The following is a 20778-nucleotide window of genomic DNA, read 5'->3' as shown; positions in this document are numbered from 1 at the left end:
GATGTCAGCAATCTGCACCAGCGCGGTCAGGTAAGCGACGTGTCGCGGTGTTCTTACGGGTTGGTTCCGACGCAGATGCCACCGGCGCAGGCGCCGGCGCCACCGGGGCCGGCGGACGCTCCTGCTCCGGGCACCCCTGCGCTGGCTCCGCCGGGCCCGGCGCCGGCGCCGCCACCCGGGACCGCCGTCGTGGCGCCACCCGGCCCGGTACCCCCGCCTCCCGGCGCGCCGGTACCGGGGGCTTCGGAAGGAGCCGACGAAGCCGGAGTCGTGGTGACACTGGCCGGCGTCGTCACCGTGGTGGTGACGGTGCTCGTGGATGGCTGATTCTTACCGCTGTCGCTCTTGCCGCATCCGGCGGTCAACGAACTCAAGGCGACGGTGGCGGCGATTCCGGCGGCAAGTGCGATGCGACGCGCAGCGTGGATCTGGGTCATGTCAGTATCGATCTCCTGGTGGGTTAAGTCGATGTCCAACAAGCCTTTACCCATTCACCGCGCATCTCACGCGTGACCTAGCCGACCCGCCGCAGCAGGTCGGCGTTCAATTCGTCGATCGTGCGGACGCCGGTGAGGGCGAGCAGCAGATCCAGCTCGGCAATCAGATTCTGCAGAACCTCGACCACCCCTTGGCGGCCCGCCAACGCAAGCCCGTAGATGTGTGGTCGGCCGACCGTCACCGCGTCGGCGCCCAAAGCCAAGGCTTTGAGGACATCGGCACCGCTGCGGATGCCCGAGTCGAAGATTATCGGTATCCGGCCGCCGACCGCGGCGGCAATATCGACCAGGGCGTCAGCTGCTCCGATGACCGAATCCACTTGTCGGCCGCCGTGATTCGATACGATGATCCCGCTGACCCCAATGTCGAGTGCGTGCCGGGCGTCGTCGGGATGCAACAAGCCCTTGACCAGAATCGGCAGGTTCGTCCGTTCCCGCAGACCGGCGATGTCATCCCAGGTCAGCGACGGCCGCGAATACGTATCGAGGAAGGTTTCCACGCTCGCTCGGGGGACGGCGGAGATCAAGTTGCCCAGAAATTTCCCGGGCACGTTACGGGCCATCGCCATCAGCGTCCGGACGGCGGCTCGCGTCACCTGCACCGGCGGTCGCTCGCCTGCCGCCTTCGCCGCGGCAACTCGATCGCGTACGGATTTCATGAACTGCTCGTCGGAGGTGTACTGCGCGATGCCGATCGCCTTGGTGAACGGCAACGAGCCGAGGTTGAGGTCTTGCGGACGCCATCCCAACAACGTGGTGTCCACGGTGACCACCAAGGCATCGGCTGAAACCGCCTCTGCGCGACGGACAAAGCTGTCGACGACGGCGTCGTTGGTGGACCAGTACAGCTGAAACCACCGCGGAGCCTTGGCGGCCACATGATCCATTGCGGCGGCGGTGTCCTCCATGGCAGCGGACCCTTGATTGGAGAAGATGTAGGGTAGCCCCAAAGTTGCTGCAGCCGCGCCAATTTCGACGTCGGCCTGGGGGTGTACCAGTCCGGCGGCGCCTACCGGTGCCACCAGAATCGGAGCGGGCAGCCGGCGGCCGAACAGGGTCACCGAGAGGTCTCGTTGTGAGCAGTCCCGCAACATGCGGGGAACGATGGCCCACCGATCCAGGGCGGCGCGATTGTTGCTCATGCCGGCACCTTCACCGGCTCCGCCGGCGACATACGCCCACGCCTGCTTGGACATCTTCGCCTTAGCGGCCCGTTCTAACGCGGTGTAATTCGTCGGTACCGGCGGAGTTTGGCCGAATACGCCGTTGCGGTAGATCGCTTCTTGACGTTGCCGTCCTGGTTGCTCACCGGGTGTTGTCATTACCGTCCATTCGTTCGGCGTGCGTCGCCGGTTGTCAGGCTAGTACGGCGCACGGCGCGGCTCTTCGGACCCGTGTGTCAGCGGGCGGGTGCGCAGACGATCGCGAGCGCGTCATTCTCGGCGCTCACGCCGGAGGGCCCGATGCGCAGGTACAGATCCGCGCGCAGCCGAGCCTGCGCGTCAGCGGGCAACAGCAGGTGATTCGAGTAGGTGAACACCATGTTCAGCCACTGATCCGCCGAGTAATGCTGGCGCGTGGCGTAGGTACGGCGCTGAGTGCGGAAGCCGGACGCTTCGATCACGCCGGTGAGCTCGTCTTCGGCGTGGACGCTGGGCCGAGCCGTAGTGTCCAAGAATGCGGCGTAGCCCTCGTCGAGTTCTGCCTGAGACGGTGTGATCGGGATGATCCGGTTCCAGACCAGCGCCAGCCGACCGTTCGGTCGCAGCAACCGGCCGATCTTGCGCAGCGCCGAGCGCGGCTCGACCCAGTGAAATGACTGGGCGAACACCACCATGTCGAAGGTCCGCCCAGCCGGCTCCCAGTGTTCGAAGTCAGACCGCTCGACGGCAATTCCCTTGTCGGCGGCCACGCTGGCCATCCGATCGTCAGGCTCGACGGCGAGGACTTCAGCGCCCGCCGCGCTCAATTGTTCTGAGGCGATGCCGGTTCCAGCGCCGACGTCGAGCACCGTTGCGCCTTGGGCGGCGACGAGATCGGTGATCAGAGCGTCTGGGTAACGGGGCCGATACCGGTCGTATGCCTCGGCGGCGACGCCGAACGAGGAAGCTCGCCGGCGGTCGGTGTGTACAGCGGCATCGTCTGAACTGGCCATCGGCGGCTCACGTCCAGTACAGCGTGCGCGCCGAGGGCAGTGTGGTCGTCAATTCCGTTTCGAACCAGGACCGCATCTGCGACATCGTGTCCTTGGGGTAGACGTACTTGGCCGACCCGAACTTGCCGAACTTGCGGGTGCGAGAAGCTTCGTCCATGTCCAGCTTGGTGCGGGGATACCAGCCGAGCAACACTTCTTTGCTTGCGGCAGTGAAGCGGTGCGTAATGCATTCGACGGTCAGGTCGACGCCGTCGATGTCGGCCAGGGCCGTCGCGACGTCGCCTAGCAGCGCACGGTAACCGTCGCCCCATTGCGGAATGGGCATGATCGGGGCGATGGTCAGACCGATGCGATAGCCAGCCAACGCGAGCGAGCGCAGCGCGGCGATGCGCTGCGGCAGTCGAGCGGTGCCACCCTCGAACCGGGCGGCGATCTCGTTAGCGTTGACCGAGATTCGTACCCGGGTGCTACCGGCATGGGGCAGCGTCAGCAGCGGAGCGACGTTGTCGAACTTCGTGGTAAAGCGCAACCCGACCGGTGCCGGCCAATCGTGGCGGCCGACGTGCGCGATGGTCGCCGACAAGGAACCGGTCAGGTGCTCCAGCGCCAGCGGATCGGTGTAGCAGGACGCCTCGAAGGTGGTTCCCTCGTCGGCCCGCTCAGCCGAAGCCGATGTGATAGTGCCACGCCCGACGTATTCGTCCATCCCGCCGAGGATTTCGGGCAGGTTGGCGTAGACACGGGTAATCGGCGGGCCGGACAGTGAGCCGGCGAGATAGCAGTATTGGCAATGGGCGGGGCAACCCTCGGCCAGGTCGATGCGCCAGTCGGCGCTTGGCGGGATGGGTTGCAGGCGACGCTTGCTGGGCGGGGCGACGACCACCGCGAGTGTGCGCTTGGCCAGCGCGTAGGCGGCCCGGTCGTTTTCTGCCCGCACCGGGGGGAGTCGATCACCCGACAGGACCTGAATGTCGTCGATGCCCGCCGCTTCGCACCGCGCCACGATATTGGCGCCGTGCGGCGACTCGGAGGCCGACTTGGTGACGAGCACCCGCGATGGGGTCCACAGTGTGGGGTGATCGATTGCTGATGGAGTCGATGCGGCCGCGGCCGATAACGTCGTTGTCATTGCTCAGTTCAACGGCGTGGGTGGTGAGCCAATTCCGCGCTGAACGCATTCGTGGTGTGACTATCTCGACTCCCGTGTGCGGCGCGCTCGCCGTGGCGCGCCACCTGCAGCCTCATCGAATGCATAATCCCGGCCGAAGTGTTAGGCAGGGGTATGGCTGATCAGACTGAAATGAGCCCGACGGATTGGGTGCGCAAGCAGACGGAACGAATCCTGGAGCAAGGGACGACCGACGGGGTCGAGGTGTTCGACCGCCCGGTGGTCCTATTGACCATGACCGGAGCCAAGTCCGGCAAGAAGCGCTACGTGCCGCTGATGCGGGTGGAGCACGACGGGCAGTACGCCATCGTCGCGTCCAAGGGCGGCGCGCCCGAGCATCCGGTTTGGTACAACAACTTAAAGGCCAACCCCAACGTGACGCTGCAGGATGGCGCGAACGTCGTTGAACTCACCGCGCGCGAGGTCGAAGGCACCGAACGCGAGCAATGGTGGGAGCGGGCGGTGGCCGCGTACCCGCCCTATGCCGAATATCAGACGAAGACCGCGCGGCAAATCCCGGTTTTCGTCTTGGAGTGACCGCGGGATAACAGGACTGGTGCGACGGTGCCGTCTTCACGCCTCTCGGCAAGTGGTCGCTCGAAGCGACGGTTATTGAAGTGGTACCCGGGGGAATATCCGGCACCGTCGGATTGGTCAACCGCAGCATCGGTCGAGATATTCCGCCGCCGGAGATTCGGTCAGCTGCGGCCGTGGTGCAGGTGATCGGGCTGGGTGATCCAGCCCGGCGGCACCGCAACGGTGAGCGCCAGATTCACGAACCGTCCGATGGCCACGGTTGCGGCTCGAATGGGACACCATTGCAGTGTGTACGGCAAGAACTGAGCCCGCGACAGCGGCAGCAGCGGTGTGGTCGCTTTGGCCGCCGACACCGCTGACGTGCTCAGAATCCAGTCCACGTCGGCCTGCTCGGACCAGCGGCAGGCCGACAGATCGGTGTCGGCGAGCTCCACGGTCGGCGGATGAATTCGGGCGGAGTCGAGCACCTGGCGGATGGCCATGGTCCACGCGGGAAACAGGTCGGCACTGTGCAGGCCCAGCGGCGCGCTCTTCAGGTCAGCGAGATCGACCGAGCTGCGACTGGCTAAGGGATGGTCGGGCCGTAGACCGACGACCAACGGCTCGGCGCAGAACACCTCACTGATGATGCCCGGGGAATCCGGCACCACCCCACAGGTGATGGCCACGTCCACCTCACCATCGGGAATGGCGGTCAGCAGGTCGGGCAGCCACATGCGGCGCACGATCAGCTCGACGTCCGGGGCCTCATCCCGCAACGCCGCAGCCAAATGCGGCGCCAACGCCGCGGCAACGGGCGGCGTGATGCCCAGGCGCACCGTTCCGGCTTCGCCCCCAGCGATTCTGCGTACCGCGGCAGCCGCCCCGGCGACGTCCTCGAGGATGACCTTCGCTCGATCGAGCAACTCGACGCCCGCCTCGGTCAACGCCACCCGACGAGTGGTGCGGGTGAATAGCGGCGTACCGAGCTCGCGCTCCAAGCGGCGGACCAAGTCACTGAGTGTGGGCTGACCCAGGTGCAGGCTTTGAGCGGCGCGTCCGAAGTGCAATTCCGTGGCCACTGCCACAAAAGCTTCGACTTGACGCAACTCCACGTGCTGATGGTAGTTGCCGGGCCAGGACGCGCGAATGGATTGATCGGCGGACGCGATGACCGCGTTCGGCGATCGCCTCTTTTTCTCGGCCCGCGGTACGGCGCATTCTTTGGGCACTCAACAGGTGAATTGAAAGGCCGCATCATGCCTGCATTCAGTACGCGCTATCACACCGCCCGCATCGACGGGCTCGACGTCTTTTACCGGGAAGCCGGCGACCCTGCCCGCCCAATCCTGTTGCTGCTGCACGGGTTTCCGTCGAGCTCACACATGTTCCGCAACCTGATCGATTCGCTGTCGGACAGCTACTATCTGGTAGCCCCCGACCACATCGGTTTCGGACGGTCATCGATGCCTTCGGTGAACCAGTTCACCTACAGCTTCGACCGGCTGACCGAGGTCACCGAGAAGCTGATCGACCACTTGGGCCTGGACCGCTTCGCGATTTACATTCACGATTACGGCGCCCCGATCGGGCTGCGCATCGCCAGTGCCCGCCCGGAACGGATCACCGCCATCATCACCCAAAGCGGGAACGCATACATGGAGGGCTTCACCCCCTTCTGGGACATCTTGTTCGCCCATGCCAAGGACCGCGCTGCCAACGAAGACGGAGTGCGCGATTACTTCACCCTCAAAACCACCAAATGGCAATACACTCACGGTGTTCCCCAGGACCGGCTGGACCGGATTGCCCCGGAGACCTGGCTGCTCGATCAAGCGGGGCTCGACCGGAACGGCAATGACGCCATTCAGCTGCAACTGTTCTGGGACTACCAATTCAACCTCGACGGGTATCCGAAGTTTCAGGAGTACTTTCGAACCCACCAGCCACCGCTGTTGGTCACCTGGGGACGCAACGACGAAATCTTCGGTGCCGCAGGGGCTGAAGCGTACCGGCGTGACTTGCCCAAGGGGGAGTTCCACCTCCTGGACGCCGGGCACTTCGCGCTGGAAACCCACGGCGAAGAGATCAGCGGCTACATCCGAGACTTCTTGGGCCGCCTCTAGCGACACACCGCCACTAGGCCCCTTTTAACGAGATGCTGTTTCTGCGCCCAAGCCGCATACTCGCCCGGTGAGGGACACCATCATCACCACCACGAGACCTATCGATTGGCACCACACCGATGAGCGACTATTGATCGCGTCGGCCGAAGAAGGCCAACCGGTATTGGCCTTTTTCCTGCTCACGCACGTCGCTTCGTAGATCTCAGATCTGAGGGAGAACCGCACCATGAATCAGCCCCGCCCGCCGTTTCCACCGTATGACCGGCAAACGGCCTTACAGAAAGTACAAGCAGCCGAGGACGCCTGGAACACTTGTGATGCGCACTCAGTTAGCCGTGCTTACACCACAGACAGCGTCTGGCGCAATCGCGATGTGTTCGTCACCGGACGCGATGCGATCGTCGAATTTCTCACAGCCAAATGGCAGCGCGAGCTGAATTACGCTTTGCGCAAGAGCCTGTGGGACTTTCACGGCAACCGCATCGCGGTGCGCTTCCAATACGAATGCCACGACAGCACCGGCCAGTGGTGGCGCAGCTACGGCAATGAGCTGTGGGAGTTTGACGACCACGGGTTGATGCGCCGGCGCGAAGCCAGCATCAACGACGTCCGGATCGAGGAACCCCAACGGCGCATCTTCGGACCCCGGCCAGAGCAAGAACGTGGCCCTGAATTTGACATCCCGATGCAGTAAGCGCTGACAACGACGGGGTACAGAATTGAGTAAGCACTACGGAACTATCGCGTTCACCGACAGAGTGCGAGCCGCGCAAGGAAGCTACGGCGTCAGGCATTCTCCGACCGCAAACGCGTTGCGGGGAAGACGCTTCCGGGCCCCGATCCGCTGACCGAGGACGAGAAAGACTTCCTGGCAGAGCGGGAGAGCTGTTACCTGGCGACGGCGAGTGAGACCGGCTGGCCCTACGTCCAATTTCGCGGTGGCCCAGCCGGATTCCATCGATTGTCGACGACAACACCTTTGGTCGGGCGGCGCGGGACTGACTATGACGAGCAGGGCCGGGTCACTGCAGATCGGCTGAGCGAACTGAGGTTGCCGGTCGACGCGGAAGCTTTCCTGTGCGGACCCGCAACGTTCATGGATGCCGTCAGCGGAGCTCTGGCTAGAGAAGGCATCGCCCCCGCACGAGGCCATACCGAGAGATTCGGCGCGGGCATGCGGCTGACTCCTGGTATCGCTACCGTACGACGGACGCCGCACGCGCCGACCGGCCCGGTTGGACCCGGGCCGGCGGTCCAGTTCGTCCGTAGCTCATCTGCGTTTCACGGCCGACCGAGGACACCGTCCTCGATCTTTGAACGGGTGCTGACCACGTGGGGTCAGTGCGTGCCCTTGATCGAATTCGCGGCAAAGTCAGCAGCTTGGTCGGTCATTCCGTTGGTTCGGTAGGAGCTGTGGGCTGCGCGGTTGAACCCGGAGGATGCGCAGACCGGATCGTTCGGTGCGCACAGGTCGATCGTCTTGCTGGTGTAGAGATGTCCGATGACGATCGGCGGAGCATTGCGGTCGACGATGTCGAGAAAACCGTTGGACGGTTTACCGAACAAGGTGACAGCCGCCACATGGTTGGCGACGCTGGGAGGCAGCGGCCCGCTGATCCCGTCCGGCAGCGCGTAGCCGGCTGGGACGCTGTCAGAAGTGATGTAAGCGGCGATTGCCGCGCCCTGGGAGTAGCCACCCAAAACCACCTTGGTGTTCGGGCAGGTGTTGGTGATGTCGAGAACCTTGTTTCCAGCGTCGACCACCCCGTCGCTGGCCCGCGAGAAGTCAAGCGAGGCCGGATAGTCCACCCCGTACACGTCGACGGACTTGTTGGGCAACCGGGCGGTGAGCGCATCGATGAAGGCTTGTCCGGTCGCTCCCGGGCCGGGTGGTTCGAACGTGCCGCGGGCGAACACCACGTCGACGTCGGGGCAGTTGTCGCCGTCTGCCGCGTGGCTCACGCCCGGGGCCGCGGTCATCGACGCCATGATCACGACCAACGCGGTGACCCACTTGGCGATCGCACTGATCTTGCTGGGGTGGGGGGCACAGCCGATCGGCGGTGTGGTGCGCTTCACTTAGCTTCCTTCGTCTTCAGCAACTACGGCCGGTGCTCGGCATGGCCCTCCGGTGGGCCGCTTGGAAAACAATACTGTTCGCATCGCGAAGCGCCGGTTTGCAGTGACGTAGGTCTCGTTCTCCCAGATCAGCCGAGTGCCACCCCGGTCAGGGAGGCTGACGATCAACGACAGCGCCGACGCCGGGGCAGAATGGCAACGTGACGGCGCGGAAGACCGACGAGGTGTTGCGGGTCGGCCCGTTCGAGCGGACCTTCGACCAGGAAATGGTCGCGCGCTACGAGTTGCCGACGCTGCCCGAAGGCCCGGCGCGCACTGAGTTCTTGGGTTCGCACGCCGCGACGGTGCGCGTGGTGGTGACTTCGGGCGCCGGCGTCGATGCCGAGACGATTGCCGCGCTGCCCAATCTGGAAGTGATCGTCAACAACGGCGCCGGTGTTGATGCGATCGATCTGGAGACGGCCAAGCGCCGCGGTATCGGGGTGAGCAACACACCGGACGTTTTGTCCGACACCGTCGCCGATACGGCGTTGGGTCTGATCCTGATGACCTTGCGCCGCTTCGGCGCCGCCGACCGCTACGTGCGCGCGCGCCGCTGGGGACGCGACGGTCCATTCCCGTACGCGAGGGACGTCAGCGGACTGCAAGTCGGAATACTGGGATTGGGTCGGATCGGTTCGGCGATCGCGACCCGGCTACTCGGATTCGACTGCGCCATCACGTATCACAATCGACATCGAATCGATGGATCACCATTCCGCTATGCCCAATCCCCGACCGAACTGGCCGAGTCGGTAGACATTCTGGTCGTCGCCACCACCGGCGACCATACGACCCACCATCTGGTCGACCGCACAGTACTCGAGGCGCTGGGACCGCAGGGATATGTGATCAACATCGCGCGCGGCAGCGTCGTCGACCAGGACGCGCTGGTGGAGTTGGTGGCGGGCGGCGGCCTGGCCGGCGCAGGGCTCGATGTCTTCTCCGACGAGCCGAATGTGCCGGAGGAGCTGCTCGACCTAGACAACGTCGTCTTGTTTCCACACATCGGCAGTGCGACGGCCCGGACCCGCAAAGCGATGGCGATGCTCGCTATTCGCAACCTTGATTCTTACCTGGAAACAGGGGAATTGGTCACGCCAGTACTGCGGCGGCGCAGGTGAGGCGCCGCTAGGGCGGACCCGCCGAACCGGCGCCCCACATCAATGCTTCTCGCTCCTGACTTGCGGGTATCCCAGACCAGCCTCGCTTAAGGAGTTGCCGTGTATCGCCGCCTGTCAGTTTGCCTGTTTCCGTGACCAATCACGTATGGCAGGCGTCGCTGATGCGCGGATGGATTCCCGTCGTCGTGCAGCTGCTCGCCGCCGCGGCGCTGCTGTATGCAATCGCTTGGCGCCGGCGACGCTGGCTGAGCCGGTGGGTACCAATCGCCCTGGTGGTTGGGGCGGCCGTCACAGGAGCGGCCTACTGGTACTTCGGGACGCTCGGGATCGCCAGTGAGCCGGCGCCGCGGCGAATGTGGCTGTGGGTGGCACTGGTCGGGGTGGCGACCGCGGTAGCGCTCAGCGGATGGCGCAGCGCTGGTTGGTGGCGGCGCAACATCTTCGTCTTCGCGGCATCCTTTTGCCTACTCAGCACCGGACTGACCATCAACTCGTGGCTGGGATACTTCCCGACCGTCCACACCGCGTGGGGTCAGCTGACCAACGGGCCGCTGACCGATCAAAGTGACCTGCGCGCGGTGCGGTCCGTCCAGAGCAAAGGGGTTGCCCCGCAACACGGAATGGTGGTCCCGGTGGACACGGGCGATCGCGCGTCCGGCTTCCGGCACCGTCAAGAATGGGTGTATCTGCCGCCGGCATGGTTCACCAGCACACCGCCGCCGCACTTGCCCGCGGTGTTGATGATCGGCGGTGAATTCAACACCCCCACCGACTGGGCGCGCGCCGGGGACGCTGTCACCGCCCTTGACGCCTTCGCAGCGGCGCATGCCGGCATGGCCCCGGTGGCCGTGTTCGCCGACGCTACGGGTGGCTTCACGGTGGACACCGAGTGTGTGAACGGACCGCGCGGGAACGCCGCTGACCACTTGACCGCTGATGTCGTTCCGGCGGTCAACCGCCAGTTCGGACTCGGCGATCAGCCCAGGTGGGGCGTCGTCGGATTCTCCTCCGGCGGCACCTGCGCGGTCGACCTTGCGGTCATGCATCCGGGCACGTTCAGCGCCTTCGTGGACATCGGCGGCGACATCGGTCCCAACGCCGGCACCCGGGCCCAGACGATTGACCGACTGTTCGGCGGTAACCCTTCAGCCTGGTCATGGTTTGACCCCAGTACAGCCATCGTCCGCCACGGCCCGTATACCGACCTTGCCGGCGTCTTCGCGGTACCCGGAGCAGCCGTCGGGCAAGCCGCGGCCGACACACTGTGCCGCCTCGGTACGGCCCACGGCATAGCCTGCCAGGTCACTGGATTGCCCGGAAAACACGACTGGCCCTCGGCCGCCCATGCCTTCGCGGTCACGCTGCCCTGGCTCGCCGCTCGGCTCGGCACCCCCGCAATCACCAGCACCGTCGCTCAGTAAATGGCAGGCGTTGAACCCCTCACGGGCGGAAGCTGTTTATCGCCGCAGCCCTTCGGGTAACACCGAATGCAACGACCTGAATCGGTAGGCGCCAGAATTCGTCGGCGTCCGGCCGCAGGAAGAAGGACCCACCATGAGTGCTAGGCACCGCATGACTGAAAAACTTAAGCCCAAAAAAGAAGCACCTAACGAAATCCGTGCGAGGCGCAAAATGTCGCGTTCCGGCATGGCATTCGAAGTGGTGTCCGCCTCAGTTGTGTGTGCCGCCAGCTTAATCGGATTGGCGGCCAACGCCGTTGATCTAGAAGGGACAAAGGACGTCTCGGCTGCGATATCGCAAGAGCCTCCGCAGGGTTCCCAACCGGTCACCCAGGAAGGCACGGTGATCGCAGTGTCGCCGGACTCGGTCACTGCACGCAGCGCCAACGGCTACATCCAAACATATTTCGTTACGCCGGACACCACCCTGATCACTACTGGCGGGCGTCAACCGGTCCGAGACGCATCGCATTTCACGGTCAACGACGAAATTGACATCGTCGGCACCATCCAGAATGGCAGGGCCATGGCGACCGCCGTCGCCCATCGTGGGATGGGCCATGGCGACGGTCCTCCGATGGATTTCGTTGTCGGGCAATAATCCACACGGGTAACCACTGCCGTCACAGATCGATCGATTTGTTACGCAAGCGTTTCCGCCCTGCGGCGAGTCGTGATTCACGCGATCTTCTTGTGGCTGATTCTTGACGGCTTCGGGTTTATCTTCACGCCTCTTCGTGGGTATGCCATGGAACATGGATGATTCACCGTCTTTCGTCGCCGATCCCGCCCGGCTGACGTGCGTAGGTGCCGCCGACGCAATTACCGCCGCCGAATTGCGCCGTCGCTTGGATCGGTGGCTACAGCAGGCGGTGCATGGGTCGGCCGGCGTTCGCGACGACATCGTGTTGAGTGTCAATGAGGCTCTTGCCAATTGCGTCGAGCATGCCTACCGAAGCCACCATCGGCGCGGCACCATGAGGCTGCAGGCGAGCTTTGATTCCGCCGCACAATCGATCAGCGTCTGTGTCAGTGATCGCGGAAGGTGGCACCGGCCGGCGCCGCAACGACCCAACGACCCGCGGGCGTCGCGCGGCATCCGGCTGATGCAGGCACTGGCCGACCATTGCACGATCAACGCCCACCCCAGTGGAACCACTGTCTGCCTGGATTACACCACCGCACGCAGCGATCCCACGTGGAACTGATTGCGGCGCCGCCGCGTCGAACTGATCGCGGCGCCGCCGCGTTCAGCGGTCAACGTTCCTCGTCACCGACCGACCGAAAAACCTTGGCGATCTCCGATACTCGCGGGTCGGCCTGCAACTCCTCCAGCGTTTCCGGCAGCGGTAGCCGCCAGTTCGGGTATTCGTCGACCGTTCCGGGCAAGTTCGGCTGCCGAGTCTCGGCAATCACATCGTAAGGCGCAATCAACTTCAACCGGCTCGGAGTCGACGCCAGAAACCTATGCATCGCAAGAATTATCGACGCTTCGTCGGGCTCGGATCCGGAGTCCTGCGCGGGCAGCAACCGCTCGGACCGCAGCAACGCGAGCCACTCTGCCCGCTCCTTTTCGGCCGCCTCTTCTTCGGCCGGAACGTCCTTGAGCAGACCGAGGTCCGCACGGGCCCGCACATGTTCTCCGCGTAAGAAGCCGGCCGCCGTGGGGAGGTCGTGTGTCGACAAGCTCGCCGCCGCCCGCGCCGGCCATTTGTCCGAGGACAGCAGCGGCTCGCCGGGAGCCGATTCGTCGCGGGTGAACCAGGACACCGCACAGCCCAGCATCCCGTTGCCGGCCAACGCTTCGGTGACTTCCGGCTCGACCGTGCCCAGGTCTTCGCCCACCACCGTCGCTTCGGCGCGGTGAGCTTCCAGCGCCAACACCGCAAGCATGACCTCAGCGTCGTAATGGACATAGGTGCCGCGATCCGGTCCGTCGCCCGGTGGAATCCACCACAGCCGCCATAGGCCAGCGACGTGGTCGATGCGCAAGCCGTCGGCGTGGGCAAGCACGGCTCGCACCATGTCGCGCAACGCCGCGTACCCGGTGGCGGCCAGCCGGTCGGGTCGCCACGGCGGCAATCCCCAGTCCTGCCCGCGGGGAGTGAAATTGTCTGGTGGGGCACCGACACTGACACCGGTGGCCAGCACATCGGCGAGCGCCCAGGCGTCGGCGCCTTCGGGATCGACGCCCACGGCCAGATCGTGCAAGACCCCCAACGCCATGCCCGCCTCTCGCGCGGCCGTGCGCACGGCGGTCAGCTGCTCGGCGCACCGTTGCTGCACCCAGGCGTGAAAAGCGACTCGAGGGGCCAATTCCCGACGTGCCGCCGTCACCGCTGGGTTGCCGACGTCGCGCAGGGTCTCGGGCCAGCGGGTCCAGCGACCGCCATGGCGTTCGGCCAGCGCGCAGTAAGTGGCCCAGGCGGCCAAGCCCTTGGAAGCGGACGAGTCGTCCAACGGGGACGGCCGGCCCTCGGTCCGCCACAACACTTCCAGCGCGGCTCGCTTGGCTGCCCACACGAGGTCATGATCGATCCGGTCGGTGGTGGCGGAAACCCGCAACGCGTCCACTTCCGCGCGGGTGTCCGGATCGGCTCGGCGATACGCGTCAAGGTCTTCGATGCGCAGCGCTAGCGGGTTCGCGAAACGTCGACTGGACGGCGTGTAGGGGGAGGGCTGCACCGGATGGGTCGGGCCCGGTGCGTGCAGCGGGTTGAGCAACACCGCGCCGGCACCGTGCTGTGCGGCGGTCCACTTGACGAACTCCTGCAGATCGCCCAGATCACCTATCCCCCAGGAGCGCGCGGAACGCAGCGCGTAAAGCTGCAACATCCACCCCCATGTCGCGGGAGTCGGGGGCACCTGCGGCGGAGCCGCTACCAGCGTGACTTCTTGGCCTTCCCGCGTGTGCACCCGGTACCAGCCCGGCGCCAAGTCGGCCGGCAGTTCATCGTGCACCTCGGTCTGTACACCGTCCTCGCTGACCAGCAGGGTTGCTCCTGCTAGGCGCTGCGGCCGGCCATCCAGGCGCACCGCGACGGTTGGGGCGACCATGCCGGCGCTGTCGCTCTCGGCCAATTTGGCCAACTCGCGGCGGCGGTCAGCCTCGCTGCCGGCTTCGACGTCGAGCAGACTGAGAACTCGGATGACGACATCCGCGTCGACCTCTACCGGTTCCCGCCGTTCGTTTCGGTAGGAGGTGGCCACCCCATGTGCAGCCGCCAGCTTGCGCAGGTCATCGGGAATTGACTTGGCAGCGGCCATCATCGGGACCGCAGCCGGTACGCGAGAGCGGCAGAGTCGTTGAGTGGGGCGCTGCAGTGGCGCCGACGCTGGAACACACCGCTCTTATACCCGAGCGCCGCTTTCTCACACGACCCGTCCCCGCAGACGGGCTTTCGGCTAATCCGTCGACGACTTGTCTACCTCGTCGCGCTCCTGGTTGAGGCGGTCTTTACTGCGCAGCAGGCGCGGCAACGTCACCAGCATCAGGCCACCGACGACATTGCCGACCGCGGTGTAGGCGAACCAGTACAACCAATCGAGATAACCGAACGGGGCCTCCCCGGCAACCAAGGCGCCGAAGATCAACAGCGAGTCCAGTATGGAATGGAACAGTTGCAGACCGGCGAGCAAGAACGCCACCGCCACAGCCGCTGCCATCTTTCCCACCACCGCGTCGGTGCCATGCTGCATGCGAGTCATCAAGGTGATCGCCATGCCCCCGAGCACGGCCAGGGAGAAGCTCTGCACGCTCAGCGGCGCGGTAGCGAAGTGCGCGGCCGCCTCGTAGGTCTGCTGGTGCAGCTGCGGGAACGCCCGCATGATCAGCCACATCAACAACCAGCCACCGGCAAGATTGGCGACCAGGGTTCCGCCCCACAGTTTCACCAGCTGCGCGACACTGGCCCTTTTAGCCGCGACGGTGGTGATCGGAATCAGGAAGCCCTCGGTGAACAATTCGCTTCGCCCCAGCAACAGGGCCAGAAATCCGATCGAGAAGGCAAGTCCGGCCAGTAACGGGTCGTGCGTCGCGTGTAGGACCGAGAGGTAGGCCAAGACCCCCATCGCGACTTCGGTGCCTCCGAAGAAGCCGGTCACCATGACCCCACGCCACGTGCGATGCAAGCGTTGGGTGCCTTCGGCGAGCATCCTGCAGAACGCTCGTTCCAGTTCGTCTTCGATGGGACTGTCGAGAGCCCCGAGCTGACGTTGGCTCGTGTTGCTGCTCACGTCGGGTCCTTCGGTTGTCGGGCAGGACCCTACGCATACCCGGATGCGGGCCGGTTAACTGCCAAGTGGCGGAGGCCACGTGATTCAGACCTCTCCGGAAAAGTCGGCGGTCAGCCAGCGGTCCGGTCGGATGGTGAACAGCACGCTGTCCCGGTCACCGAGGTTGCGGACGAACGCGCGGCCGCCTTCCTCGCCGAGATAGCGGATCGCAATAGCCTCTCGCACTTCCAGCGGAGCGGGGCTGGCCGTGCCCACCACAGTGCCTTCCACGACCACATACTGGTATGGCGGCTCTTCGCGTTGGACCGTCAAGGTCACCGCGCCGGCTCGCTCGATGAGTTTTGCTTTACGCGACGACGCGCCGGTGTTGATCAGGATATGCCCGTCTGCGGTGTAGTCGTACCAGATCGGGACACTGGCCGGCGGGCGTCCGTCGCCGGCATCGACCGACAACACCCCGACATGCAGATCGGACAGGAATTGCTGGCGCTCGGCCTCGTTGAAACTTTTCATGTGGGGCTCAACACAGCGGGTCGCCGGGCCTATTCCCCCCCACGACGGCTGCGGGCCAAGGCTCCCGATCGCCTTGCGCGACAGACACATTAGGTGTCACTGCAGATCAGAGGCCACTCGTTGCAGCACTTCGAGGTGGTCATCGACGGAGACCAGACCGAACCTCATAGTGTTGATTGACAGGTGGGTGGCCCCGGCCGCCTTCCACGCGGCGATCTCGGCCGCGACCTGGCCCTGGTCACCGTTCCAGCTGACCCGGCCTTCCATCCCGAGGTCGGCGGGGTCCCGGCCCGCCGCGGTTGCGGCGCGATCGACTTGCTCACGCGCGTAGTCGAGGGCCGGCCCAGGGCTGACCATTGGGAACCAGCCGTCGCCAAGGCGTCCGGCACGTTGGTAGGCCCGGTCGGAGGCTGCGCCGAACCAGATTGGGATCGGCTGCTGGTTGGGCATCGGCGCCAGGCCGGCTCCGGTAACGGTGTGGTAGTCACCGTTGAACGTGAGCGAGGGCTCGGTCCACAGCTTGCGCAGCAACGCGACTTGTTCCTCGGAACGCTTACCACGATTGGTGAACTTCTCACCCAGCGCTTCGAATTCGACGGCGTTCCAACCCAATCCGATGCCGAGCCGGAACCGCCCGGCGGTGAGCAAGTCGACCTCGGCGGCCTGCTTGGCCACCAACACGGTCTGCCGCTGCGGCAGGATGATGACGCCGGTGACCAATTCCAACGAGGTCAGAGCGGCGAGGTAGCCGAACATGACGAACGGCTCGTGGAATGTGGATTGGATGTCGTACGGGCCCTGCCAGCCCTCGTGCACGGCCGGATCGGCGCCAACCACATGGTCGTACGCAAGGATGTGGCTGAACCCCAGTTGCTCGACGCCTTGCCCGTACGCGCGTACGACGGCAGGGTCGGCACCAAGCTCGGTCTGCGGGAAGACAACGCCTATACGCATTCGCCATTCAACCACGCAACGCGGATGCAGATTCCGTGGCTCAATCCGCGATGGCGCGCCGGCCGCCGGCGACTTCCAAGACGACGCCGGTGATGTAGCTGGCTTTGTCCGACGCCAAAAACATTACGGCCTCGGCGATTTCTTCTGGCTCGGCGATACGGCGCATGGCGGTGGTGTCCGCGATGGCGGCCAGGGTGGCGGCGTCCATCTCAGCAGTGCCGGCGGTGCGGGTCGGCCCTGGGGCGACGGCGTTGACCCGGACGCCATCGGCGGCGTACTCAGCGGCCCAAACCCGGGTGAGCTGCTCCAAGGCGGCTTTCGATGCCGCATACATTCCCGTGCCCGCACTGGGCACGGAGGCGGCCAGCGTGCTGATGTTGACGATGGCACCGCGTCCACGCTCGACCATGCCGGGTGCGAGCGTGCGCACCAGAACGTACGGCGCACGGGTGTTGAGATCCATGTGCAGGCCGAAGAGTTCGTCGGTCATCTGCGCCGTGTCATGGAACTGATACACGCCAGCGTTGTTGATCAGGATGTCGACGTCTCCGGCCTGGCGGGCCAGTCGTTCTACGTCAGCGGTGTCGCCGAGGTCTGCGGTGATGAAGCCGGCGGTGCCGCCCTCGGCGGTGATCTCGTCGACCACCCCTTTACCACGTGCGGTGTCACGTCCATGCACGATGACGTCGGCGCCTTCGGCCGCCAGTCGTTTGGCGATCGCCTTGCCGATTCCGGATGTCGCGCCTGTGACGAGGGCTTTTCGACCGGACATGGGCTGCATGGCGCCTCCTGGAAGCACTTGTCGAATCGGTTGCATCAACGCCCGGCCGGCAACGGTTTGTTCCTACGGCGGGTGCCGAAACAAGCCGTGCTAGCGCTTCCCCCCAGAGTCGAAGAGGAATCCCTCGCCGTCCCAACTCAGCAGGTATCCGTTGTGGTTGCGGTGTCGGGTGGGCACCTGGCTGGCGGCGCCCAGCACGATGAGTTCACGAACCGACACGGCTCGGACCCTACGTAGCGCGGGGTGGATTGGTAAATGTCTCTCACCCTGGGCCTATGGTCGAATGGTGACGATCCCGTACGACGACGCGCTGCGCGAACGAATCCGCGCTAGTTTGGCCGGGCACGATCGCCGCACGGTGACCGACCCGACCAAACGGCGGGCGGCAGTGGCCGTGGTGATCGTCGACTCCGAAGTCGGCGAGGACCGAGTCGACCCCGCGCCGGTGGACGAGTGGATTGGTGGCCGGCCGTTGCCGGAGGCGGGCCTGGACGGCCACATGATCAATGTCTCGGGCGGCGCGTCATTTCTGCTGTGCCGCAGGACAACTCGGCTCAACGCGCATCCCGCTCAGTGGGCACTGCCCGGTGGCCGGCTGGATCCGGGGGAAACCGTGGTGGACGCTGCTCTGCGCGAGCTGGACGAGGAACTCGCCATCCGGTTAACCGACGCGAACGTTCTGGGCCTGTTGGACGACTACCCGACCCGGTCGGGCTATGTCATCACCCCGGTAGTGATTTGGGGTGGCGGGCGGCTGGCCCCGCGGCCCGCGCCGGACGAGGTACTGGCGGTGTATCGGGTCGGGCTACATCAGCTACAGCGCGCGGATTCACCGCGGTTCATCACCATCCCGGAAAGCCCGCGGCCGGTCGTCCAGATTCCTCTGGGAAACGACCTGATTCACGCGCCCACGGGTGCGGTGCTGCTGCAACTTCGGTGGCTGTGCCTGGAGGGTCGGCATGACGCCGTCGACCAACTGGAGCAACCGGTGTTTGCGTGGAAGTAGCCGCTATCGCGGGTTCTTCTCTCCTGCCTCAACGGCTATCGGCAGCCGATTTTCCGCTGGGGCTACGGGGCAGGTGGCGAAGTCGGTGAACGAACACGGCAGGTTCGACGCCCGGTTGAAGTCGAGGACCACCGACCCGTCGGTGTCCGGTTCGTCGACCGAAAGCGACCTGGCGGCAGGATAAGTGGTGACACCGCTGGTGGCGTCGGTGAACAGGATCTGCAACCCCGCGATCTTTCCCCGCAGCGCGACGAGCTGCAGTGCGGTGCCGTCCAGTTCGAAGTGGATCACACCGACTGCATTGAGGTGGTGCCGAAGCCCTTCCACTACAGCACCGGTGGTGAGCGTCGTGGGTCGCTGGTACGGGACGAAGGTGCCGGCGACGACCCATCGCCGGCTCGGTGGGTATGTCGGAATGCCTTGGTATGTCTGCAAGTACGGCGATCGCGGGTCATGCACCCGCAACGCGGCCGAACCGGTGCGACGGATGACTTCGACACGCCGGTCCCCGATGTCGACAAGCAGACCTGGCGCCCCTTCGGCCGGTTCCAGCCGGTCGGTGCCCTCGATGCCGTGGACGTAGACCGCGTCGGCGTCGGCCCGCCATCGCCCAGGCAGGTCGGCGATTTCGTCGAATTGATCAGTGAGCCAGTACAAACCGGTGATGCTGACCCAGCCCAGCGGATCACCGAAATAACGCTCGCGTTCAGCGTGCCAACTGTGCCAGTCGGCCTCGAAGGTTTCCGCGGTTGTCACTACGTTGCTGGTCATTGTTCAAACCTCGCTAACCTGCTTGTCTGGCAACATCATTCACTCTCGACTGCGATATGAGCGGGCGGCTCGGGATGCGCGAACGCAAGACCGGCGCAACCTCGGACTGGAACAGTTCCAGGCTACGACGCTGCTGAGCGCGGGTCACTCCGTCTGCATCGGCGCTGAGGTGGATCACTTCATGACCCAGCCGTTCGTGATAGCGACTGACCTTGTCGACGACCTGTTCGGGACTGCCGATCACCGCCGAACTGCGCGCGACGAAGTCTTCCACGGAATCGAACACCGAGGGCAGCCCGGCGCGACGCTGCGCCGACAACCGGGCTTCGATGATCGGCCGGTAGGTGGCCACCGCCTCTTGAGTTGTCCGAGCGACGTAGAAGCCTGCCGTACCCGCCCCGACCAAGGCGTCTTCCGGCCGGTGGCCGTAGAACTCCCACCGTTGGCGATAGTGACGCACCAGTTCGGCATAGGGCTCGATGGGGTGGCTGACGTTCGCCGAGAAGATCGGGTCTCCGTGACGCGCGGCGAGGTCGACGGAGTCCTTACTCGTCGCACTGCCGTGCCAGATACGAATTCGGTCCTGCAGCGGCCGCGGCACTGTCTTTGCGTCCACGAGCGGGGGGCGAAACTGGCCGGACCAGGTGACGTGCTCGTTTTCCCAGAGCAGGCGGAACAACTCATAGCCTTCACGGTTGCGGTTCCACTGATCAGCGGTGGTCACGTGAAACAGCTCGGCCTGCGCCGCGCCGTTGCCCTTGCCGATGATCAATTCCAGGCGCCCGTCGGACAAATTGTCCAGCGTCGAATAATCCTCGAACGCGCGCACCGGGTCCAGCAGACTCAACGTCGTCACGCCGGTGAACAAGCCGATCCTTGACGTCCGGGCCGCAATGTGGCTCAGCACCACCGGCGGCGACGACGAGATGAATGGATCTTCGTGCCGCTCGCCGACGGCAAAGCCGTCGAAGCCCAGTTCTTCGGCCAGAACTGCTTTCTCGATGACGTCACGCAGTCGATCGGCCGCGCTTTTGCGCTCGCCGGTCACCGGATCGGGAAGGTGCGTGATGAGCGTTATCAGCAGGAACCTCATTAGTTGGTGTGAACCGACGGAACGCCGAGTTCGTTCCGGGGGTATTGACCTCCTCGTCGAGTCGAGCAGGCCGACGTGCTGCGCAGCCCCATGGCAACGGTCCACAGCGAACGATCGTTCACTCGGGGGCGTACCCGCGTCCCGCCGCTGTTATTCATCACCAGCGATCCGGGTTTTCTGGCAGTTCGCTGTGGACCGTTGCCATGGGGCTGCGCAGCACGTCGGCCTGCTCGACTCGACGAGGAGGTCAATACCCCCGG

The 20778-nt window shown here is 64.9% G+C and carries 23 protein-coding genes and 1 pseudogene; 10 read left to right on the top strand and 14 right to left on the bottom strand.

Annotated features, from left to right (window positions below; genetic code table 11):
- Nucleotides 1-53 precede the first annotated feature (53 nt).
- The 4 genes from A9W95_RS10830 to A9W95_RS10815 all read right to left on the bottom strand — a co-directional run bounded on the left by A9W95_RS10830 (nt 54) and on the right by A9W95_RS10815 (nt 3781).
- Nucleotides 54-491 (bottom strand): hypothetical protein, encoded by a 438-nt coding sequence (locus A9W95_RS10830; protein ID WP_156746127.1) that lies wholly within the window; start codon nt 489-491, stop codon nt 54-56.
- A 23-nt stretch (nt 492-514) separates the two neighbouring features.
- On the bottom strand, nt 515-1819 hold the full coding sequence (locus A9W95_RS10825) for an alpha-hydroxy-acid oxidizing protein (protein ID WP_067411955.1): 1305 nt from the start codon (nt 1817-1819) through the stop codon (nt 515-517).
- A 77-nt stretch (nt 1820-1896) separates the two neighbouring features.
- Nucleotides 1897-2652 (bottom strand): bifunctional 2-polyprenyl-6-hydroxyphenol methylase/3-demethylubiquinol 3-O-methyltransferase UbiG, encoded by a 756-nt coding sequence (locus A9W95_RS10820; protein ID WP_067411953.1) that lies wholly within the window; start codon nt 2650-2652, stop codon nt 1897-1899.
- A 7-nt stretch (nt 2653-2659) separates the two neighbouring features.
- On the bottom strand, nt 2660-3781 hold the full coding sequence (locus A9W95_RS10815; RefSeq protein WP_067411947.1) for a spore photoproduct lyase family protein: 1122 nt from the start codon (nt 3779-3781) through the stop codon (nt 2660-2662).
- 153 nt (nt 3782-3934) lie between these two features.
- On the opposite strand from A9W95_RS10815, the gene A9W95_RS10810 reads away from it, so the two are divergent.
- Nucleotides 3935-4357: a nitroreductase family deazaflavin-dependent oxidoreductase gene (locus tag A9W95_RS10810; protein ID WP_067411943.1), complete on the top strand. Its 423-nt coding sequence runs from the start codon at nt 3935-3937 to the stop codon at nt 4355-4357.
- A 161-nt stretch (nt 4358-4518) separates the two neighbouring features.
- On the opposite strand, the gene A9W95_RS10805 is transcribed toward A9W95_RS10810, so the two are convergent.
- Complete coding sequence (locus A9W95_RS10805; RefSeq protein WP_172826600.1) at nt 4519-5451, bottom strand: LysR family transcriptional regulator; 933 nt, start codon at nt 5449-5451, stop codon at nt 4519-4521.
- A 144-nt stretch (nt 5452-5595) separates the two neighbouring features.
- On the opposite strand from A9W95_RS10805, the gene A9W95_RS10800 reads away from it, so the two are divergent.
- The 4 genes from A9W95_RS10800 to A9W95_RS28385 all read left to right on the top strand — a co-directional run bounded on the left by A9W95_RS10800 (nt 5596) and on the right by A9W95_RS28385 (nt 7870).
- Complete coding sequence (locus tag A9W95_RS10800; protein WP_067411937.1) at nt 5596-6462, top strand: alpha/beta fold hydrolase; 867 nt, start codon at nt 5596-5598, stop codon at nt 6460-6462.
- Between the two features lie 67 nt (nt 6463-6529).
- The gene (locus A9W95_RS28220; RefSeq protein WP_256388888.1) at nt 6530-6661 is read left to right on the top strand and encodes a hypothetical protein; all 132 of its coding nucleotides are present in this window, start codon (nt 6530-6532) and stop codon (nt 6659-6661) included.
- Between the two features lie 27 nt (nt 6662-6688).
- Complete coding sequence (locus A9W95_RS10795) at nt 6689-7156, top strand: nuclear transport factor 2 family protein (RefSeq protein WP_067411935.1); 468 nt, start codon at nt 6689-6691, stop codon at nt 7154-7156.
- A gap of 150 nt (nt 7157-7306) precedes the next feature.
- Nucleotides 7307-7870, top strand: coding sequence for a pyridoxamine 5'-phosphate oxidase family protein (locus tag A9W95_RS28385; protein ID WP_156746129.1), 564 nt, complete (start codon nt 7307-7309; stop codon nt 7868-7870).
- Here the strand turns inward: A9W95_RS28385 and A9W95_RS10790 are convergent.
- Nucleotides 7801-8451 carry a cutinase family protein gene (locus A9W95_RS10790; RefSeq protein WP_156746128.1) on the bottom strand — a complete coding sequence of 217 codons (651 nt, stop codon included), beginning with the start codon at nt 8449-8451 and terminating at the stop codon, nt 7801-7803. The two genes, A9W95_RS28385 and A9W95_RS10790, sit on opposite strands and share 70 nt — an antisense overlap.
- A 356-nt stretch (nt 8452-8807) precedes the next feature.
- Here A9W95_RS10790 and A9W95_RS10785 point away from each other — a divergent pair, with 356 nt between their 5' ends.
- The 4 genes from A9W95_RS10785 to A9W95_RS10770 all read left to right on the top strand — a co-directional run bounded on the left by A9W95_RS10785 (nt 8808) and on the right by A9W95_RS10770 (nt 12372).
- Nucleotides 8808-9704: a 2-hydroxyacid dehydrogenase gene (locus A9W95_RS10785; protein ID WP_172826601.1), complete on the top strand. Its 897-nt coding sequence runs from the start codon at nt 8808-8810 to the stop codon at nt 9702-9704.
- Between the two features lie 131 nt (nt 9705-9835).
- Nucleotides 9836-11125: an alpha/beta hydrolase family protein gene (locus A9W95_RS10780; protein WP_253851626.1), complete on the top strand. Its 1290-nt coding sequence runs from the start codon at nt 9836-9838 to the stop codon at nt 11123-11125.
- Nucleotides 11126-11276: 151 nt separating this feature from the next.
- On the top strand, nt 11277-11765 hold the full coding sequence (locus A9W95_RS10775) for a hypothetical protein (RefSeq protein ID WP_253851625.1): 489 nt from the start codon (nt 11277-11279) through the stop codon (nt 11763-11765).
- A 154-nt stretch (nt 11766-11919) separates the two neighbouring features.
- Nucleotides 11920-12372, top strand: a complete 453-nt coding sequence (locus A9W95_RS10770; protein ID WP_067411928.1) for an ATP-binding protein — start codon at nt 11920-11922, stop codon at nt 12370-12372.
- Nucleotides 12373-12421: 49 nt separating this feature from the next.
- Here the strand turns inward: A9W95_RS10770 and malQ are convergent, their stop codons facing one another.
- From malQ to A9W95_RS26830, 6 genes and pseudogenes are all read right to left on the bottom strand, one after another.
- Nucleotides 12422-14431 carry a 4-alpha-glucanotransferase gene (gene malQ, locus A9W95_RS10765; protein ID WP_067411961.1) on the bottom strand — a complete coding sequence of 670 codons (2010 nt, stop codon included), beginning with the start codon at nt 14429-14431 and terminating at the stop codon, nt 12422-12424.
- Between the two features lie 138 nt (nt 14432-14569).
- Nucleotides 14570-15400, bottom strand: a complete 831-nt coding sequence (locus A9W95_RS10760) for a formate/nitrite transporter family protein (RefSeq protein WP_067411925.1) — start codon at nt 15398-15400, stop codon at nt 14570-14572.
- An 84-nt stretch (nt 15401-15484) separates the two neighbouring features.
- Nucleotides 15485-15913 (bottom strand): pyridoxamine 5'-phosphate oxidase family protein, encoded by a 429-nt coding sequence (locus tag A9W95_RS10755; RefSeq protein ID WP_067411922.1) that lies wholly within the window; start codon nt 15911-15913, stop codon nt 15485-15487.
- A 96-nt stretch (nt 15914-16009) separates the two neighbouring features.
- A complete protein-coding gene (locus tag A9W95_RS10750; RefSeq protein ID WP_067411921.1) occupies nt 16010-16867 on the bottom strand; it encodes an LLM class F420-dependent oxidoreductase in 858 nt (285 codons plus the stop codon).
- Between the two features lie 40 nt (nt 16868-16907).
- The gene (locus tag A9W95_RS10745; protein WP_253851624.1) at nt 16908-17648 is read right to left on the bottom strand and encodes an SDR family NAD(P)-dependent oxidoreductase; all 741 of its coding nucleotides are present in this window, start codon (nt 17646-17648) and stop codon (nt 16908-16910) included.
- A 102-nt stretch (nt 17649-17750) separates the two neighbouring features.
- Nucleotides 17751-17867, bottom strand: a pseudogene (locus tag A9W95_RS26830) (ribonuclease Z); the annotation flags it as partial.
- A 67-nt stretch (nt 17868-17934) separates the two neighbouring features.
- Between A9W95_RS26830 and A9W95_RS10740 the strand changes: the two are divergent.
- Complete coding sequence (locus A9W95_RS10740) at nt 17935-18654, top strand: CoA pyrophosphatase (protein WP_067411957.1); 720 nt, start codon at nt 17935-17937, stop codon at nt 18652-18654.
- Between the two features lie 3 nt (nt 18655-18657).
- On the opposite strand, the gene A9W95_RS10735 is transcribed toward A9W95_RS10740, so the two are convergent.
- The gene (locus A9W95_RS10735; protein ID WP_067411919.1) at nt 18658-19425 is read right to left on the bottom strand and encodes a DUF1684 domain-containing protein; all 768 of its coding nucleotides are present in this window, start codon (nt 19423-19425) and stop codon (nt 18658-18660) included.
- 13 nt (nt 19426-19438) lie between these two features.
- A complete protein-coding gene (locus A9W95_RS10730; protein WP_067411918.1) occupies nt 19439-20518 on the bottom strand; it encodes an LLM class flavin-dependent oxidoreductase in 1080 nt (359 codons plus the stop codon).
- Nucleotides 20519-20778: the final 260 nt, after the last annotated feature.

Source organism: Mycobacterium sp. 1423905.2, assembly GCF_001673155.1.
In the GTDB taxonomy this organism is placed as follows: domain Bacteria; phylum Actinomycetota; class Actinomycetes; order Mycobacteriales; family Mycobacteriaceae; genus Mycobacterium.
The sequence above is the reverse complement of the archived record's forward strand: the minus strand, read 5'-3'. Positions and strand labels throughout refer to the sequence as shown.

Coding starts and splice junctions, on each gene's coding strand:
- A9W95_RS10830 (WP_156746127.1), bottom strand. CDS start 491: ATGGGTAAAGGCTTGTTGGACATCGACTTAACCCACCAGGAGATCGAT.
- A9W95_RS10825 (WP_067411955.1), bottom strand. CDS start 1,819: ATGACAACACCCGGTGAGCAACCAGGACGGCAACGTCAAGAAGCGATC.
- A9W95_RS10820 (WP_067411953.1), bottom strand. CDS start 2,652: ATGGCCAGTTCAGACGATGCCGCTGTACACACCGACCGCCGGCGAGCT.
- A9W95_RS10815 (WP_067411947.1), bottom strand. CDS start 3,781: ATGACAACGACGTTATCGGCCGCGGCCGCATCGACTCCATCAGCAATC.
- A9W95_RS10810 (WP_067411943.1), top strand. CDS start 3,935: ATGGCTGATCAGACTGAAATGAGCCCGACGGATTGGGTGCGCAAGCAG.
- A9W95_RS10800 (WP_067411937.1), top strand. CDS start 5,596: ATGCCTGCATTCAGTACGCGCTATCACACCGCCCGCATCGACGGGCTC.
- A9W95_RS10795 (WP_067411935.1), top strand. CDS start 6,689: ATGAATCAGCCCCGCCCGCCGTTTCCACCGTATGACCGGCAAACGGCC.
- A9W95_RS10790 (WP_156746128.1), bottom strand. CDS start 8,451: ATGGCGTCGATGACCGCGGCCCCGGGCGTGAGCCACGCGGCAGACGGC.
- A9W95_RS10785 (WP_172826601.1), top strand. CDS start 8,808: ATGGTCGCGCGCTACGAGTTGCCGACGCTGCCCGAAGGCCCGGCGCGC.
- A9W95_RS10775 (WP_253851625.1), top strand. CDS start 11,277: ATGACTGAAAAACTTAAGCCCAAAAAAGAAGCACCTAACGAAATCCGT.
- A9W95_RS10770 (WP_067411928.1), top strand. CDS start 11,920: ATGGATGATTCACCGTCTTTCGTCGCCGATCCCGCCCGGCTGACGTGC.
- malQ (WP_067411961.1), bottom strand. CDS start 14,431: ATGGCCGCTGCCAAGTCAATTCCCGATGACCTGCGCAAGCTGGCGGCT.
- A9W95_RS10755 (WP_067411922.1), bottom strand. CDS start 15,913: ATGAAAAGTTTCAACGAGGCCGAGCGCCAGCAATTCCTGTCCGATCTG.
- A9W95_RS10750 (WP_067411921.1), bottom strand. CDS start 16,867: ATGCGTATAGGCGTTGTCTTCCCGCAGACCGAGCTTGGTGCCGACCCT.
- A9W95_RS10745 (WP_253851624.1), bottom strand. CDS start 17,648: ATGCAGCCCATGTCCGGTCGAAAAGCCCTCGTCACAGGCGCGACATCC.
- A9W95_RS10735 (WP_067411919.1), bottom strand. CDS start 19,425: ATGACCAGCAACGTAGTGACAACCGCGGAAACCTTCGAGGCCGACTGG.
- A9W95_RS10730 (WP_067411918.1), bottom strand. CDS start 20,518: ATGAGGTTCCTGCTGATAACGCTCATCACGCACCTTCCCGATCCGGTG.